This is a genomic window from Gemmatimonadaceae bacterium (assembly GCA_020852815.1).
GTDB lineage: Bacteria > Gemmatimonadota > Gemmatimonadetes > Gemmatimonadales > Gemmatimonadaceae > SCN-70-22.
In genome coordinates, this window is the sequence record JADZAN010000013.1 from 48454 (window position 1) to 64791 (window position 16338).

At 68.6% G+C, this 16338-nt stretch carries 13 protein-coding genes; 2 read left to right on the forward strand and 11 right to left on the reverse strand.

Annotation, left to right across the window (positions count from 1 at the left end):
- Positions 1-51: 51 nt before the first annotated feature.
- Positions 52-738, reverse strand: coding sequence for a heme exporter protein CcmB (locus IT359_07345; GenBank protein MCC6928790.1), 687 nt, complete (start codon positions 736-738; stop codon positions 52-54).
- Entirely contained in the window at positions 735-1475 is a 741-nt protein-coding gene (gene ccmA / locus IT359_07350; GenBank protein ID MCC6928791.1) for a heme ABC exporter ATP-binding protein CcmA, read from the reverse strand. Before ccmA ends, IT359_07345 begins: the two co-directional genes overlap by 4 nt.
- Before the next feature lie 87 nt (positions 1476-1562).
- On the opposite strand from ccmA, the gene corA reads away from it, so the two are divergent.
- A complete protein-coding gene (corA, locus tag IT359_07355; protein MCC6928792.1) occupies positions 1563-2690 on the forward strand; it encodes a magnesium/cobalt transporter CorA in 1128 nt (375 codons plus the stop codon).
- Between the two features lie 150 nt (positions 2691-2840).
- Here the strand turns inward: corA and IT359_07360 are convergent, their stop codons facing one another.
- Complete coding sequence (locus IT359_07360; protein ID MCC6928793.1) at positions 2841-3836, reverse strand: VWA domain-containing protein; 996 nt, start codon at positions 3834-3836, stop codon at positions 2841-2843.
- Positions 3837-4290: 454 nt separating this feature from the next.
- Between IT359_07360 and IT359_07365 the strand changes: the two genes are divergently transcribed.
- Positions 4291-5940: a GGDEF domain-containing protein gene (locus IT359_07365; protein MCC6928794.1), complete on the forward strand. Its 1650-nt coding sequence runs from the start codon at positions 4291-4293 to the stop codon at positions 5938-5940.
- A 129-nt stretch (positions 5941-6069) separates the two neighbouring features.
- Here the strand turns inward: IT359_07365 and IT359_07370 are convergent, their stop codons facing one another.
- From IT359_07370 to IT359_07405, 8 genes are all read right to left on the reverse strand, one after another.
- The gene (locus IT359_07370) at positions 6070-7140 is read right to left on the reverse strand and encodes an AI-2E family transporter (GenBank protein ID MCC6928795.1); all 1071 of its coding nucleotides are present in this window, start codon (positions 7138-7140) and stop codon (positions 6070-6072) included.
- Between the two features lie 128 nt (positions 7141-7268).
- Positions 7269-7601 carry a winged helix-turn-helix transcriptional regulator gene (locus IT359_07375; GenBank protein MCC6928796.1) on the reverse strand — a complete coding sequence of 111 codons (333 nt, stop codon included), beginning with the start codon at positions 7599-7601 and terminating at the stop codon, positions 7269-7271.
- Between the two features lie 82 nt (positions 7602-7683).
- Positions 7684-7884 carry a DUF2892 domain-containing protein gene (locus tag IT359_07380; protein MCC6928797.1) on the reverse strand — a complete coding sequence of 67 codons (201 nt, stop codon included), beginning with the start codon at positions 7882-7884 and terminating at the stop codon, positions 7684-7686.
- A 15-nt stretch (positions 7885-7899) separates the two neighbouring features.
- Positions 7900-11133 (reverse strand): efflux RND transporter permease subunit, encoded by a 3234-nt coding sequence (locus tag IT359_07385; GenBank protein ID MCC6928798.1) that lies wholly within the window; start codon positions 11131-11133, stop codon positions 7900-7902.
- Between the two features lie 3 nt (positions 11134-11136).
- Positions 11137-12225, reverse strand: a complete 1089-nt coding sequence (locus tag IT359_07390; protein ID MCC6928799.1) for an efflux RND transporter periplasmic adaptor subunit — start codon at positions 12223-12225, stop codon at positions 11137-11139.
- Positions 12215-13612 (reverse strand): TolC family protein, encoded by a 1398-nt coding sequence (locus IT359_07395; GenBank protein ID MCC6928800.1) that lies wholly within the window; start codon positions 13610-13612, stop codon positions 12215-12217. Before IT359_07395 ends, IT359_07390 begins: the two co-directional genes overlap by 11 nt.
- 147 nt (positions 13613-13759) lie before the next feature.
- Complete coding sequence (locus tag IT359_07400; protein MCC6928801.1) at positions 13760-14806, reverse strand: putative sulfate exporter family transporter; 1047 nt, start codon at positions 14804-14806, stop codon at positions 13760-13762.
- A 138-nt stretch (positions 14807-14944) separates the two neighbouring features.
- Positions 14945-16336 (reverse strand): RagB/SusD family nutrient uptake outer membrane protein, encoded by a 1392-nt coding sequence (locus IT359_07405; protein ID MCC6928802.1) that lies wholly within the window; start codon positions 16334-16336, stop codon positions 14945-14947.
- Between the last annotated feature and the right edge of the window lie 2 nt (positions 16337-16338).

Genomic DNA, 16338 nt, shown 5'->3' on the forward strand with positions numbered 1-16338 from the left:
CGCGACGTTGCAACCGGTCCCACGCGCAGGTCAGCAGCTGTCACTCCCATCTCACACCTCGATCACGTATTCGAACGCCATCACACTGGCGACGAGAAAGATGATATCAAACGCGCTCAACAACCGCACCCACGCCCCTGCCTCCGACATGGGATCGCCGGCCAGGAGCGCCGACGACGACTCGACCGCCGCCAGCAGGACCGGGATCAGCATCGGAAAGAGAAGGAGCGGAAGGAGCACCTCGCGCGCACGGCTCCGGCTCGACATGGCCGAGTAGAAGGTGCCAAGCGTAACGAAACCGACCGTCCCCAGCACTGTGACCCCCACCATCGCCGGCCACCCCGGCGGCAGCGCCACCTGGTACAGCACCAACGCCGCCGGAATCACGATTGCTTCCACGATCAGGACGAACACCAGGTTCGCGATCAGCTTCCCCAGGTAGATCGCCTTGCGCGACCCGGGATAGAGCAGGAGCGATTCGAGCGCCCCGCCGTCGAGCTCGAGCTGATACGACCTATTGAATGCCAGTACGCCGGAAAACAGGATCGCGAGCCACATCGCACCAGCCGCGGCCGCTCGCAGCGCCGACGTGTCGGGCCCAAGCGCAAAGCCGAACAGGAGGAGGACCAGGATCCCCATGAAGGCGACCGCGTTCAGCCCCGACTTGGAGCGCCGTTCGGTGGTGAGGTCCTTCCAGACTATCGCGCGAATGCGCCGCCATTCGTCGCTCCAGCTCACCGAACCTCCTCGGCCAGTTCAGGGGTGAAGGGCGACTCGTCCCTCGCTTCACCCCCCTCGCGCTCGCGCAGCGAGACATCGCTGAGGATCAGCCCCTGCTTGAAGGCCACGAGGCGATCGAGCATGTCGCCGGCGCTGTGCCGGTCGTGCAGCACGATCATCGCCGCCCCACCGGTTGCGCGCGTCTCGCGCACCACGTCGTTGACGAGTGCAATCCCCGCCGGGTCGAAGTTGTTGTACGGCTCATCGAGCAGGAGAAGGCGCGGACGCTGCAACAGGAGGCGCGCCAGCGAGAGGCGGCGCTGCATCCCGGCAGAGAAGGTGCGCACCGTTTCCCTGGCCTCGCGCTCCAACCCCACGCGCTCAAGGAGCGACGGGATTCGCGCGAAGTCCTCGCCCAGCATCTTGCAGGCGAAGCGGAGATTCTCCTCGGCGGTGAGGTCGTCATACAAGCCGGGGTAGTGAGTGAGGAAGGCGATGAGGCCGCGCACGCGCGTCGCCTCGCGCACCACATCGGCGCCAAAGACAGTCGCCGTTCCCCCAGTTGGCTTGATGGCCGTGGAGAGGATGCGCAAAAGCGTGCTCTTTCCGCTTCCGTTGTGCCCCTCGATCCCCACAACTTCTCCGGGCGACACCGTCAACGAGACACCGCGAAGCGCCCACCGGCGTCCAAAACGCCGAGTGACGCTGTCGATCGTGGCCGCCGCCACAGCCTTGTCCTCTAACCTGACTCTCACAGTCGGCAATCTAATCGTAGAGGACGCCCCTCGTGACCCGGGGCTCTCCCCGACAACTCCGTCCGTAATCACCCGAGATAGTTCTCCGTGAACGATCCAAAGCGCGGTGACGCTCCCCCGCCGACCACGCCCAGCTCGTCCGCCCCGCCCACCACGCCCCCGGCCGCGGCCCCCACCGTGAACGGCGGTGCGGCTACGGCGACGACGGCGGCTGCCGGTGGCGTGTCCGACTCCCGACTCCCGCGCTGCTTCCTCGCCGTTGGAGAAGGGGCGGTCCACCGGGACCTTGGCGTGCGCGAGATCGCGAACGCCGTTCGCGAGGCGCAGGGAACGCTGTGGGTCGATATCGACTCCACCTCGCGGCAGCAGATCGCCCTGCTGGAGAAGGTCTTCAACTTCCACCCGCTCGCCATCGAGGACGTCCTCAACCCGGTCTCGCGCCCGAAGGTTGAGCAGTACGACGGTTACCTCTTCGTGACGCTTCGCGTGGTGCGCTTCCAGGAAGAGACGCACGATCCTTACGACCTCGAGACCGCCAACCTCTACTTCTTCCTCGGCCCCACCTTCCTGGTAACCGTGCACTCGGGCGCGTCGCCCAACGTGGACCGGGTGGCGGACGTGGCGCTGCGCACCCCCGACCTCGTGTCGCGCGGCGCCGCACGGCTCGCTCACCACATCATGGACGTGTCGGTCGACGCCTTCTTCCCCATCCTCGACCGCGTCGACGACTTCATCGACGGACTCGAGGAGCGCGTCTTTGCCGCGTTCGATGAAGAAGCGCTGCGCGACATCTTCGCCGTCAAGCGCATGGTCCTCTCGCTGCGCCGCTACCTCTCGCCGCAGCGCGAGATCTTCAACGTCCTCTCCAACCGCCCGTCGCCCCTCCTCCCCGCCGACATTCAGCTCTACTACCGCGACATCTACGACCACATGCTCCGCATCAACGACTCGCTCGATACCTACCGCGACTTGTTGAGCAGCACGATGGAATCGTACCTGAGCCAGGTGTCCAATCGCCTGAACGTCGTGACCAAGGGACTCTCCGTGGTTGCCACGCTCAGCGTCCCCTTCGTGGTGGTGAGCGGTATGTGGGGGATGAACTTCACGCGCATCCCGCTGGCCGGGCATCCGTACGGTTTCGAGATCATGCTGGTGGGGCAGTTGGTGCTGGGGGTGGGGTTGATTTGGTTGTTCAGGAGCAGGAAGTGGCTCTGATAGCGAGAAGACGAGAAGACGAGAAGACGAGAAGACGAGAGGACGAGAGGACGAGAGGACGAGAAGACGAGGTCTCGACCCTCGGGCGCAGCAGTCTGCGTCCCCGACCCCCATCTCGTCTTCTCGTCTTCCCGTCTTCTCGTCTTCTCCCTAAGGAAGTGGCCCCCGCCACGCCACCAGCCCCAGTTCCAACACCAGCGCGAGGATCGCCAGCCCCAACGGCCATCGATACAACTCCGTGAACCGGGTGTACACGCGGGTGCGCACGGGGCTCCGTTCCAGGCGGTCGATTTCCTCGGTGATGCGCTGGAGCGCTGCGGCGTCGCGTGCACGGAAGTAGCGGCCGCCGGTCTTCTGCGCCACCTCGGTCAGGAGCGCGTCGTCGATCTCCACGGGACGGTTCTCGTAGCGTAGCCCGAACACGCCTCGCCCCACCGGGACAGGAGCCATCCCCTCCGTCCCCACGCCAATCGCGTAGATCTTCACCCCGAACGCCGCCGCGGCCTGTGCCGCCGTGCGGGGATCGATGGAGCCGCGATTGTTCACGCCATCGGTGAGCAGGACGATTACCCGCGAGCGGCCGGGGGCCGTCCGCAGCCGGTTGGCGGCGGTGGCAATGGCCGTCCCGATCGCCGTGCCATCCTCCAACTGCCCCGGTTGAAGGTTATCGATCGCGGCAATCACCACCGGGTAGTCGGTCGTGAGCGGGACCTGCGTCAGCGCCTCCCCCGAGAAGGCGACGATCCCTATCCGGTCGCTCCCGCGCATGCCGACGAACTGCTTCACCTTGTCGCGGGCAACCTCCAACCGGTTCTGCGGCTGGAAATCCTCGGCCAGCATCGAGCTCGAGATGTCGAAGGCGATCACGATGTTGATCCCCTCGCTGCTGGACTGCTCGCTGCGCCCCGCCACCCGCGGGCGCGCCATGGCGATCACCAGCCCGGCCAAGGCCAGGGTTCGCAACCCCAAGAGGGAGCGCGAGATCCACGATCCCGTGCGCGGCCCCTTGGCCAACAGCGACACGCGCGAGAAGGTGATCGCCGGCGGCCGCCGGCGGCGGCGCCACCACCACCAGGCCGGGAGCGCCAACAGGCCCAGCAGGAGCCAGGGGGCGTGGAACTGGAGTTGCGTTAGCCAGCTCGGCAATGGCACCACGGTCGTGATGTGAATGGAAGCTCGGTACGGCGTCGACCGCTCCGTATTACCACCAAAGTACCCCAGTTGTGCGACTCAGGAATGCGCGATGCAACGCCGACACTCCACCAAGCGTCCTTGCTGCGAAGCCACACGCTGCGACCGTCTTCCCTTTCGACGCGGTCGGTGGAGCTTTCGACCCCTCGGTCCTCTTCCACCACGACACGCGAGCGACCACTGACCTCGACCTCGTGCCCGAACTCCGGCAACAGCTCGTCGGCGCGGTGCCCGCGTGACGCTGTCCGTGCTCTCCGCGACCGCCGGCGTCCTGACGATTGTCGCGGGACTCGGCTGGTGGTGGGGGAACCGGCTGGCGCGCTCCGCGCCGAACGTCGCGCCCGAACCGCCATCGCCGAATTTCCTTTCGGCCCCTTCGACCCCTCCAGGGGCTGACCCTTTCGATGCCATGAACGAAGACGTGTTTCTCTCCAAGCTTTCCGACGCCGTGCTCATTGCCGGGCGCGACGGCGTGATTGCCAATGCGAGTCGCGGCGCCGAGCGCGTCCTGGGGTGGTCGCCCGAGCACCTGCGCGAGCGGCGCGTGGCCTCGATCATCCACGAGGACAACGTGGCCGAGGCGTCGCAGGCGCTCGAGCGCGTGGCCGACGGCGCCGAGTTGCACCTGCCGCAGCGCTGGCGCGTGCGCCGCGCCGACGGGAGCTGGTTCGAGGCCGAGTGCACGGCAACGCGCCTCGCCGACGCCGCCGTGGATCGCTGCGTGGTGATTGCGCTTCGCGAGGCACCGCCGCGCGATGCGTTAGGCGCGAACGAGGGGCTCCGCGACCCGCTCACCGGGCTCGCCACGCGCGCCCTGTTCCGCGATCGCGCAGAACACGCGCTGTCGCGCGCGCATCGCCTGCAGCTCCCGCTTGCCGTGCTGTACCTCGAGTTTGACGACTTCCGCGCCGGCGGGATCCGCGCCAAGGTCGAGGAACTGGAGAAGCTGATCGTCTCGGCGTCCACGCGCCTCAACACCGTCCTGCGCTCCTCCGACTCGGCCGGCCGCGTGGAAGGGTCGCGATTCGCCATCCTCCTCGAGGACATGACGGACGAGTCGAACTTCGTGCAGGTGGCCGATCGCATCGGGCAGGCGTTTGCCGCGCCGCTCCTCGTGGACGGCAAGGAGTTCATCGGCAATGCCAACCTCGGGATTGCCAGTGCCATGCCCGAGGACTCGGTGGACGACATGATTCGTCACGCCGACGTCGCGCTGCGCGCCGCCAAGCGTCGCGGGCGTGGCGCCTGCGAACTGTTCGACCCGCGCGTGCACGAGCCGGCGCTCTCGCACAACAAGCTCGAAGATGACCTTCGCAAGGCCATCGAGGCTGGTGACTTCTCGCTCGTCTACCAGCCCATCGTGATCCTGCGCTCGCGCCGCATTGCCGGTGTGGAGGCGCTGGTGCGCTGGAACCACCGCCATCGCGGGCTCATCCCCGCCGCGGCCTTCATCCCGGTGGCGGAGGAGACGGGGCTCATCATCCCCCTCGGCCGCTGGATCATCCAGGAGGCGTGCACGCAGGCCAAGGTGTGGCAGGACACGATCGGTCCCGACCGCTCGCTCACCGTGACGGTGAACATCACGCCGCGGCAGTTGCTGCACCCGCGCTTCGTGGACGACGTGGCCGCCGCGCTGCAGCAGAGCCAGATCGAGCCGCACCGCCTGGTGCTCGAGATCTCGGAGGGCGGGCTGGCGCGCAGCATGACCGACTCGCTCAACCGGCTGCGCCAGGTGCGCGCCCTGGGCGTGCGCATCGCCATCGATGACTACGGGTCACGCTCTGCGTCGTTAGGGGACCCGGCCGACATCCCGGTCGACATCCTCAAGATCGACCGCAGCTACATCAGCCAGGTCACGCGCCGCCCCGAGGAGCACGCCGCCACGCGCGCCATCGTCGCGCTGGGCAAGCTCAAGCGCCTGCGCACCGTGGCCGAGGGGATCGAGCGCGAGGAACAGCTGGCCGAGCTCCTCCGCTTCAAGTGCGAGTACGGGCAGGGGACGCTCTTCTCGGAGCCGGTGACGGCGGATGGCTTCCTCGAGTTGCTGCGAAGGGATTAGGGGCGGACGGGGGACGGGGGACGGGAGTGCGAACGGCGCCGTTAGGCGCCGTTCGCGTTGCTGCACGATGCTGGGGGGGGCGCCGGGGGGCACTCCCGTCCATACGCTTCGCCCGTCTCGGCAGTCCGATCAGGCGTCCCGCTCTTCCACCTCCCACGTGGGGTCGGCAAGGGGATGCGGGATCTTCATCTCCATGGTGCGCGTGACCTGCTTGTCGATGTACTCCTCGCGGTAGAGTCGCACCAGGACAAAGAAGTACTGGATGGCCAGGGGACCGAGCAGGATCCCTAACAATCCGAAGATGGTCACGCCGGCAAAGGCGCCGACGAGCGTGATCATCGGGTGGATGTTGGAGACGCGCTTGAAGACGATGGGGCGGATGACGTTGTCGATGTTGCTGGCGAAGACGGCACCAATCACGAAAAGTATCGCCGCCATCCCGTACTGCTGCTCCAGCGCGAGGACGAGCGTCCCCGGGAGCCAGACCATCGCACTCCCCAGCACGGGAAGAATGGAGCAGAACGCGGTCACCACGCCCCACAGCGCCGCGTTAGGGAACCCGACGACGCGAAAGCCGATCCCGATCAGCGTCCCCTGCAGCAAGGCGGTGAGGGCGGTCCCCAGCAGCGTGGCGTGCGTCACGGAGTAGAAGCGCGTCCGTAGCTCGTCGGCCGTATCCTCCGAGAACGGCAGGACGCGACGGAAGACGCGCCACGACCGATTGGCCGAGAGCAGCATGTAGTACAGCGCGAAGAACGAGATGACCAGGTTGAGCGTCGCCTTGGCCGCCCCGCCAACGAGGTCGAACGCCTGCCCCGACACCCACTGGATCAGCGAGCCGCTCGCCTTCGCGATCTCGTTCCCGATCTGGATGCGCCCCACGCGCAGCTCGGAGACGCGCTGGAAGAAGGCGCTCTGCTGCGCGCTGCGCAGCGCGTCGGGGAGCTGGTCCGCAGCGAGGAAGATGATCCACCCGATTGGGAAGGCGATGACCACGATCGCGCCTACGAGCGTGATGGCGGCCGCGAGGTCGGCGTTCAGGCGTCGCGCCAGGCGCCGGTACACCGGTACGCACAACACGTACAAGACCGCCGATCCGAGGAGCCCCGAGGCGAATGGCGCGACCGCATACACGATCGCGATTCCCAGCAGGATGATCAGGAGCCCGGCGCGCTGCTGCTTGGAATGAAGGAAGTCCATGGAAGGGGGCAAGAGTACGTGCACCGGCTCCCCCAACGATGGTACAGGGGCGCCCCCCTCGCAACGTGGAAGCGCCCCTGTCGCCGATGCCTCACGCGCCGCGCGCCGCGGGCCGCGCGCGCGCGTCGCTACCCGGTGGGGCGCATCACGCGCTCGCGGTCACGCAGCTCGGCCTCGATGCGCCCGCACATCACGTCGCACAGGCGGAAGATCTCCTTGTCGGCAAGGGCGTAGTAGACGAACAACCCCTCCTTGCGACGCTTCACGAAGCCCAGCGTGTGCAGCTGCGCCAGGTGCTTGGAGACGTTGGCCTGTGACAGCTCGGTCACCTCGACCAGTTCGCCGACGGTCCGCTCCCCCGGGCGAAGCGCGTTGAGCAGTCGCAGGCGCGCCGGATCGGCGAGCGCCTTGAAACGCTCGGCCACCAGCGTGAGCAGCTCGGAAGACATCGACCTGGCCATGCGGTCTACTCCTGTGTCGCACGAGGGCGAGAAGGCACCGGGTGGTTGCTGGACCATAATATAGCCATTCAGTAATACTCCGTCAGCCGCGACGGCACCCGAACAGGCCAAAGCGCCCCAGGATCCTTTCCAGCGGGCAGAAGTGGGTGATGCTCGACTGCACGAGATTGAAGCCGACGAAGGCGGTGAAGGCGAACCACCACGGGTTCACCCACGTGCCGAGCGCCACGGACAGCAGGATGAAGGTGCCGGCGAACCGGCGGATCAGGTCGTCATTGCACATTGTCGTCTCTCTTGGTCAGAGGTGTCGTTCCATTGGGGTCACTGCGACGTGGAGACGCTCCCCCTCCATCGCATTCTTCGTGTAGTCGGCAGCACGGCGGTGCATCAGCTCCCAGTAGAGGAGCGGCACCACCACCATCGTGAGCAATGTGGCGACGATCGCGCCCGACATCAGCGCCACCGCCAACCCCTGGAAGATCGGATCGAGCACCATCACCAACCCGCCAATGACGACGGCCGCCGCCGTGAGCGCGATGGGGCGGAATCGCACGCTCCCCGCCTCGATCACCGCCTCGCGCAATGTGCGCCCGCGTGCCTCGGCGAGCTCGATGAAGTCCACCAGCAGGATCGAGTTGCGCACGATGATCCCCGCCAGTGCGATCATCCCGATCATCGATGTCGCCGTGAAGAACGCCCCCGTCATCGCGTGCCCGGGGAGGATCCCGATGAGCGTGAGCGGAATGGGGGCCATGATCACGAGCGGTGTGCTGAACGACTGGAACCATCCGACGACCAGGACATAGATCAGGATCAGCACCGCGGCGAAGGCGATCCCGAGGTCGCGGAAGACCTCGATCGTCACCTGCCACTCGCCGTCCCACTTCAGCGCCAGCTCGTTGACCTGCTCCGGCTGCACGGCGTTGTAGCGCGCGATCTCGGCGCCGTTGATGCGAAGCTGGTCGAGCTTCTCGTTCATGGCCAGGATGGCGTACACGGGCGACTCGATCGAGCCGGCGACATCACCCGTGACGTAGATGACCGCGCGCAGGTTGCGCCGAACGCGCACCCCCTCGCGGCTGGTGGAGTCGACGGTCACGAAGCGCCCCAGAGGCTGCGGCCCCAGCATCGTGGCCACGGGAATGGCCAGCAGCGCCTGCACCGATGAACGATCGGTGAGCGTCAGCCGCGGGACGATCGCCGTCCCTTCGCGCGACTCGGCGTTAGGCGCGATGCCCACCGGGGCGCCGGAGAGCGCCAGGTAGAGCGTCTGCGTGATCTGCTCCACGCTGGCCCCGCTGCGCGCCGCCAGCACGCGATCCACGCGGAAGGCCTGCTTCACCTGCGGCGCCTCGATGGTCCAGTCCACGTCCACGACCCCCGGCGTGGTCTCGAAGATCTTCCGGACCTCCGAGGCCGCCGCGACACGCACACTGTCGTTGGGGCCGTAGATCTCCGCCACCAGCGTCGACATCACCGGCGGCCCCGGCGGGATCTCGGCCACCTTCACCGAGGCGTCGAAGCGACGCGCGATGGCATCCAGGTGCGGACGCACGGCCACGGCGATGTCGTGCGACTGGCGGTCGCGCTCATCCTTGCCCAGCAGGTTGACCTGCACGTCAACGACGTTGGCGCCGCGCCGCATGAAGTAGTGCCGCACCAGCCCGTTGAAGTTGAACGGTGCTGCTGTCCCCGCGTAGACCTCGGTGCTCTTGACCTCGGGGACGGTGCGAAGGTACGCCGCCATCGATTCACCCAGCGCCTGGCTCGTCTCCAGCGTCGCCCCCTCGGGGAGGTCGGCAATGACCTGGAACTCGCTCTTGTTGTCGAAGGGCAGCATCTTCACCTGCACCGCCTTCACCGCGAGGAGCCCCATCGAGGCGAAGAGCAGCAATACCGTCGCGCCGTAGAAGGCGTAGCGCCGAGCGCGCCGCTCGATGAGCGGCGTCATGAGCTTCGCGTAGAAGGCGCCGAACTTCCCGGCTTCCTCGGGCTCGTGCGCGCGATCCATCGAGGTCACGTGCTGCGTCACGTGCCCGCGCAACAGCTTGAGCGCGATCCACGGCGTCACGATGAACGCCACCGCGAGCGAGGCGATCATCGCCACCGAGGCGCCCACCGGGATGGGGCGCATGTACGGCCCCATCATCCCGGAGACGAAGGCCATGGGGAGGATGGCCGCAATGACGGTGAGCGTGGCAAGGATCGTCGGGTTCCCGACTTCGTCGACCCCCTCCACCGCCGCGACTTCCGGCGTGCGGTCACCGCGCACCATGTGACGGTAGATGTTCTCCACCACCACGATCGCGTCGTCCACCAGGATGCCGATGGAGAAGATGAGCGCGAACAGCGTGATGCGGTTGAGCGTGTAGCCTAACGCGTAGTAGGTGAACAGAGTGAGCGCGAGCGTGACCGGAACCGCGACGAGCACCACGAGCGCCTCGCGCCAGCCGAGGAAGAGGCCGACCAGGAGGGTGACCGAGAGCGTGGCGATGAGGAGGTGCAGGATGAGTTCCTGCGCCTTTTCCCCCGCCGTCTCGCCGTAGTCGCGCGTGACATCGAGCGTGACGTCGGCGGGGAGGAGGCGCCCGCGTGCCGCCTCCACCCGCCCTTCCACCGCCGTCGTCACGACCGTCGCGTTGGCCCCCTTTCGCTTGGCCACGCTGATCGTCACCGCCTGCTCCACCGTGCCACCGGAGGCAGCGTGCGAGACGTAGCTCTCGACCTCGCCATACTCCTCGCTCACCGCCGCCACGTCGCGCAGCATGACCGGCGCACCGCCGCGCGCGCTGATCACGACGCTGCCGACGTCGCCCGCCGTCGCCAGCGGGGCGCCCACATCCACCCGGTACACCGTGTTTGCCGCGGCAAACTCCCCGGCCTGCAATCGCGCGTTTGCCCCGCGCAACGCCATGGCGACTTCACCCGGCGTGACGCCGCGCGCCGCCAGGCGGGCCGGATCGATCGTCACGCGCACCTGCTTCGGCGCCCCCCCGATCACCTGCGTCTCCGAGACGTCGGTGACCGTGCGGATCTCGTCCTCGAGGTGCGTGGCGAGCTGCCGCAGCGCGTTGGAGTCGTAGTGCCTCGACGACAGCGTCAGCGTCATGACCGGGACGTCGTCGATGGAGTGTGGCTTCACCAGCGGCGGCATGGCCCCGGGCGGCGCCTGGTCCATCGCCGACGCCAGCTTGGCCTGCACCCTGGTGATGCTGCGCTCCTGGTCCTCGCCCACCTTGAAGCGGACGGTGACCATCGTGTATCCCTCACCCGCCATGGTGTAGACATGGTCGACGCCGGGAATCTCCCACATGCGTCGCTCGATGGGTCGGGCAACCAGGTTCTCGACCTCGCGCGCCCCCGCTCCCGGCAGGGCGGCGATCACGTCGATCATCGGGACGGAGATCTGCGGCTCCTCCTCCCGTGGTGTGGCCAGCATCCCCAGCAGCCCGACGATCAGCGACGCCACCGTCACCAGCGGCGTGAGCTTGGACTGCAGGAACGCCTTCGCGATGCGACCGGAGATACCCATCGGTTACTCCCTCGTCGAGCCGTTAGGCACGCGCACCGTGTCGCCCGCGGCCAACCCGGCCAGGACCTCGACGCGGTCGCCCACCATCGCCCCGGTCCGGATCCAGCGCGTCGTCGTCGCGCCGCCGCTCGTGACCGTCACCCCCACGAGGTCGCCCTCGCGACGCAGCGCGCCGCTGGGGACGAGGAGCGCCTGACGAGTCCCGGCGCCAACCATGAGGCGCGCCGCGCCGCCGCTCAGCAGCGAGCCGTCACGATTGGCGACGACTGCATTCACGGTGTAGAGGCTCCCCCCGGCCGCCGGGACGACCCCCTCCACCGTCGCCGTCGCCGCAACGCCTTCCACCGTCACCGCCACACGGGCACCGCGCGCGACCTTCGCCGCAACCGCCGGCGATACCGTCGCGGCGATGCGCAACGAGCGATTGTCCTGCACCGTGACCAGCGGCGCGCCCGGCGCGGCGAACGCGCCGGGATCGACAAAACGCTGGGTCACCGTTCCCGCGAACGGGGCGCGTACCACGGAGTAGCCCGCCACGGCATCGATCTCCGACTCACCGGCGCGCGCCGCGCCCACTCCGGCCTGCGCCCGCGCCAGCCCCGCCTCGGCTGCGTCGAGTTGGGCCTTGGGGGCGGCGCTGTCGGCATACAGCGCCCGCATCCGGTTCGCCATCAGCTCCGCCTCGCGATACATCGCCTCGGCGCCGGCTATCCCTGCTTGCACCTGCCGGCGCTTCGCGTCGAGGTCGCGCGCGTCGATGCGCACCAGCGGCTGGCCGGCGCGCACCGCATCCCCTTCCTTCACGAGGACCGCGGTGACCGTCGCCATGAGCTTGGTGCTCAGCGTCGCCTGCGCGAACGGCTCGGCGATCGCGGTCGCTTCCTGCGTCGCCGCGATGGTGGTGTCGCGCAGCACGTAGGCCGTGCCCGCGGGCTGCGCGGCCTCCGCCTCGCGAACGGCCGCATGCTCGCGCGGTCCCCCGCACGCCGCCAGCGTCAACGCAAGCGTCGCCGTCACGATGGCCAGCGCGGTCGTCTGCTGTCCCTGCATCTCGAATCTCCGGAAACCGGTTGGCTGTCGATTATTGGTCATTGCGTGCAACCTGCGGCGCGCCGTCCAGGGCACGCAGCGCCCCGGGGTCGAGCCCCAGCGCCTTGCGCCGCTCGGCCGTGGCCACGATGAGCGTGTAACGCGCGCCGGCATGTGCCATGCGCGCCTGTGTCTCGATCGCCGCCGCGTCGAGCAGTTCCACCACCGGGGCCAGCCCGCCTGCGTACTTGCGCCCGACGATGCGGTGCGCGTCCACGGCCTGCTTCACCCCGCGCTCCGCGATGTCGAGTCGCGCCAGCGCGGTGCGCAACGTGGTCGCACTCGCCTCGATCTCGAGCCGAGCCTTGGCAACGGCGCCCTCGCGCATGGCCTGCGCCGCCTCGCGCCGCCCGGCAGTCGCGCGCACCTCACCAAGCTCGGAGGCGCCGGCAAAGGGCGACCACGAGGCCATCACCCCCACTGTCCAGTTGTTGTCACCGCCATAGGGGCGCAGCGCGGAGTTCCAGTCGTAGCGCGCAAAGCCGTTGAGGCGCGGGAGGTAGAGCGAGCGCGCACGCAACGCATCCGACTCCGCCGCCTCTGCCCCGGCGCGCGCCGCGTCGACGTCGGCGCGCACCTCGCGTGGCGTGGCGTCGAGTGCCTCCCGCGCCAGCGCCCGTACCGCATCGCTCGACGGCATCCCGCCAGGGAGCTGCCCCACGGTGTCGTCAGGCATCCCGAGCAGCGTGGCCAGCCCGAGGCGCGCGTTGAGCGCGTCGCCCGTGGCCTCGACCAGCATCGTCTCGACCTCGCCCGCCTTGACCGACGCCAGCATCGCATCGGAGGGAGTGACGAGGCCATTCTTCGCCATCTGCTCGGCCTGCCGCACGTGCGCCGTCGCGGCGCGCACCGCGGCCTCGAGCGTCACGACCTTCTCCCGCGCCAGGACGGCACCATAGAAGGCGCGAATCACGTCAACGCGCGTGGTGACTGCGGTCCAGTCGGCCGTTGCGCGCGCGGCATCGCCGGCGCGTGTGGCCGCTCGTCGCCCGACGAGGGCGTCGGCGTTGAAGAGCGGTTGTTCGAGGACCATCGCCCCCAGGTAGTTGTTGGCGGGCGCGGGGTAGTTGAGGCGCCGCGGATCGAAGTCCTGCTGCGTGATGGTGCGTTGGCGCAGCAAGGTGCCGAAGGCGCCGATGGGATCGGTGGTGCGGACAAAGCCCGCGTCGAAACGAAGGCTGGGCAGCACGCCCTTGAGCGGCGCCAGCGACTGCGCACGCTGTGCGCTGGCCATCGCCCCCTGGGCGCGATTGGCGTAGGCGTGGGCATCGCCGCGGTCCAGGGCATCGCCGAGCGTGAGTCGCTGGGCGGCGGCGGCGGCGTCCTGGGCTCGCGCGGGCCCCGCCCAGAACGCGGCGGCGGCGAGCCAGGCCAACAAGGGAAATCGCATGCGGTACGAGGGGTGGGCGGTGTGGTCCGGCGGCGCACCTGCGCCGCGAGGCTACATAACCATATAGTTATGTACTGTCACCGTCAATCCTCGACCCGCCCCACAGGTTCCCGCGCCGCTGGACGGCGACGCGCCCCTCGGCGCTAGCTACGTCCGCGCGTGGGGCGCGACCGCCACCGCGAGCCCGATGCTGAGCACGAGCAGCATCACCAGCGACGCCGTGACGGCGATCGCGACGCGACCACCCACGCGGCGAATGGCGCGGACATCGACGGCCAGCCCCAGCGCCGCCATCGAGACGATCGTCGCCCAATGCGAGACCGACTTGGCCACAGCGGTCAGCCCGGCCGGCACCACGCCAGTGGTCTGCACCACCGCCGCCAGCACGAAGCCGACGACAAACCACGGGAGGTACGTGGCGCCCCCCGCCGCTGCACTCGTGCGCAGCCCGCGACGTCGCTCCCACATGGCGACACCGAGGACCACGGGGCCCAGCAGGAGCACGCGCGCAAGCTTCACGAGCATCCCCGTCTGTCCCGCCGCCACGCTCACGGGATACGCCGCGGCCAGCACCTGCGGCACGGCGTAGACGGACAGGCCGGTCACGATCCCATACTGCAGGTCGGTCAGCTGCAAGAGCGGCGACAGCAGCGGCAACGCCAGCACGACCGCCACCCCGAACACCGCGGTGTACGCGATGGACGAGGCCACTTCCTCCCGCGTGGCGCCGTTCACGGCGGCCACGGCGACGATCGCCGAGTTGCCGCAGATCGCGTTGCCGCTGGCGACGAGCAGCGCATGCGCGTGCGAGAGCCCCACCGCGCGTCCCACCAGGAACCCGCCCGCCAGCGCCACGACGACGGTCCCGACGATCCCCGCCAGCAGCGGCGCCCCCGTGCTGGCGAAGGCGCGCAGGTCGGTGGAGAGCCCCAGCAGGACGATGGCCCACTCCAGCACCTCCCTGGCGCTGAAGAGAACACCTGGCTCGAACACCGTACCTGGCTCCCGCACCGCACGCAGCGCGATGCCGCCCACCAGCGCGAGGACGATCGCGTCCGGCGCCGCGCGCCCAACGATCGGATGCAGCCACGCCGACAGCACCCCGCCCGCCGCCGCCAACCCGACGGTGAGCGCGAGGCCGGGGAGGAGTCGCGTGACGCGCGTCACGAGTGGAAGACGACTGGGCTCAGGCATGCGTGAAAGCAACTCCCCCGCACGGCGCCTTGGCAACAGTCACCCCCTCCCGTCGCCCCCTCTCCCCCAACGCACCAACGCGCGACGCCCCGTGAGGAGCGCCGCGCGTTGCACGACTAGAACCGGTCGCTGCTCAGGTCATATCCCGCTTACCTGCGTGCACCCCTTGGGCTGCGGCGAGCGCTGGTTGCACTCGTCGGCCGGGAGCGGCACGATCTGGTAGACGCGGTGCGTCGAGAGGAACTTCGGCAGCTGCGCCAGCCGCCCGTAGCGCCGCATGTCGAACCAGCGATTGCCGTACTCGCCATACAGCGAGTAACGACGGTTGTACAGCACCTCGTCGATCAGGCTCCCCGCGTAGTTCGGCTCGAGCGCCGCCAACCCGCCGGCCACGGTGCGCACCACATTGAGGTCGGCGATCGCCGCCGCGCGGTTGCCGAGGTTCGCGTTCGCCTCGGCGCGCATGAGGATCAGCTCCTCGTTGCGGATGACCGACACCGACGCCGCGTTCGTGGCCGCGAGGTTCAGTCGCTGGTTGGACGACACGCCCTGGCTGGTCAGCGTCACGGTGCTGATGGCGACCTTCGCGGTGCGCAGGTCGGGCGAGTTGTCGGCACGCCGCTGCGCATCGAGCAGGAACGACGGATGCGCCACCAGCGCGCGCGGCGACGGATCGAACATCGGATTCGTCGCATCGCCGGAGGCGGTCGAGTACACGTGATACACGCCAGTGGCCAGCGTCGCCGCGGTGGCCGGCGTCGTGGCGATGAACGATTCGTCGAGTGCGGTGAGCGCGTCCTGCCACTTCCCGCGGTCGATCTCGAGTCGCGCCTTGATGGCCCGGTTGAACCTGAGGAAGGTGGCCGGTGTGTTGAAGCCGGTGAAGCCGCTCGTGAGCGTGAAGGCGAAGGAAGTTCCCGCCGCGTTCAGGTGGGTCTTCGCCTCGTCCAGCAAGGCAGCGGCCCTGGCGTAGCCCGCATCCTTCGTCACGAAATCGCCGAGCTGCTTCGCCGTCGGGTCGACCGTGAGGACGATGCCGAAGGTGTCGCGCACGCGCAGCTGTTCCATGAACGCCATCGCCTCGAAGGTCTTGGTGAATCCCTTCACCCCTTCCTTCTGCGCGGTGGAATAGTTCGCCACCTTGTCCACGGCGCCGAGGATCGTCTCGGCCTGTAGCACCTGGCGGTAGGTATTGGTCCACCCCAGGTCGACGCCGAAGCCGCCCGGCGTGAGCGGCTCGACGAGGAAGGCGAGGAAGTTGCGCGGCTCCGCCTGGTCCAGGTTGTACATCTCGCGCCCGAAGATGCCTAACGTCTGCGAGAAGGTGCCGACGCCGCCGCGCGCGCCCACCAGGAGCCCGATCACCGCGGTGTTCACCGTCCCGGCATCGGGGTTGTTGAGCAAGCCGTCGACGTTGGGCGCATTGAAGTTGGGAACCGTCACTTCCTGGCACGCACCGAGCAGCGTGGCCGCGCCGACGAGCGCCGCCACCGTCATCCGCCGAAGGGCGGTCGTGTGTCGTGTGCGCATGG

Coding starts and splice junctions, on each gene's coding strand:
- IT359_07390 (MCC6928799.1), bottom strand. CDS start 12,225: ATGACCAATAATCGACAGCCAACCGGTTTCCGGAGATTCGAGATGCAG.
- IT359_07385 (MCC6928798.1), bottom strand. CDS start 11,133: ATGGGTATCTCCGGTCGCATCGCGAAGGCGTTCCTGCAGTCCAAGCTC.
- IT359_07380 (MCC6928797.1), bottom strand. CDS start 7,884: ATGTGCAATGACGACCTGATCCGCCGGTTCGCCGGCACCTTCATCCTG.
- IT359_07405 (MCC6928802.1), bottom strand. CDS start 16,336: ATGCGCACACGACACACGACCGCCCTTCGGCGGATGACGGTGGCGGCG.
- IT359_07395 (MCC6928800.1), bottom strand. CDS start 13,612: ATGCGATTTCCCTTGTTGGCCTGGCTCGCCGCCGCCGCGTTCTGGGCG.
- IT359_07365 (MCC6928794.1), top strand. CDS start 4,291: ATGAACGAAGACGTGTTTCTCTCCAAGCTTTCCGACGCCGTGCTCATT.
- IT359_07375 (MCC6928796.1), bottom strand. CDS start 7,601: ATGGCCAGGTCGATGTCTTCCGAGCTGCTCACGCTGGTGGCCGAGCGT.
- IT359_07400 (MCC6928801.1), bottom strand. CDS start 14,806: ATGCCTGAGCCCAGTCGTCTTCCACTCGTGACGCGCGTCACGCGACTC.
- IT359_07370 (MCC6928795.1), bottom strand. CDS start 7,140: ATGGACTTCCTTCATTCCAAGCAGCAGCGCGCCGGGCTCCTGATCATC.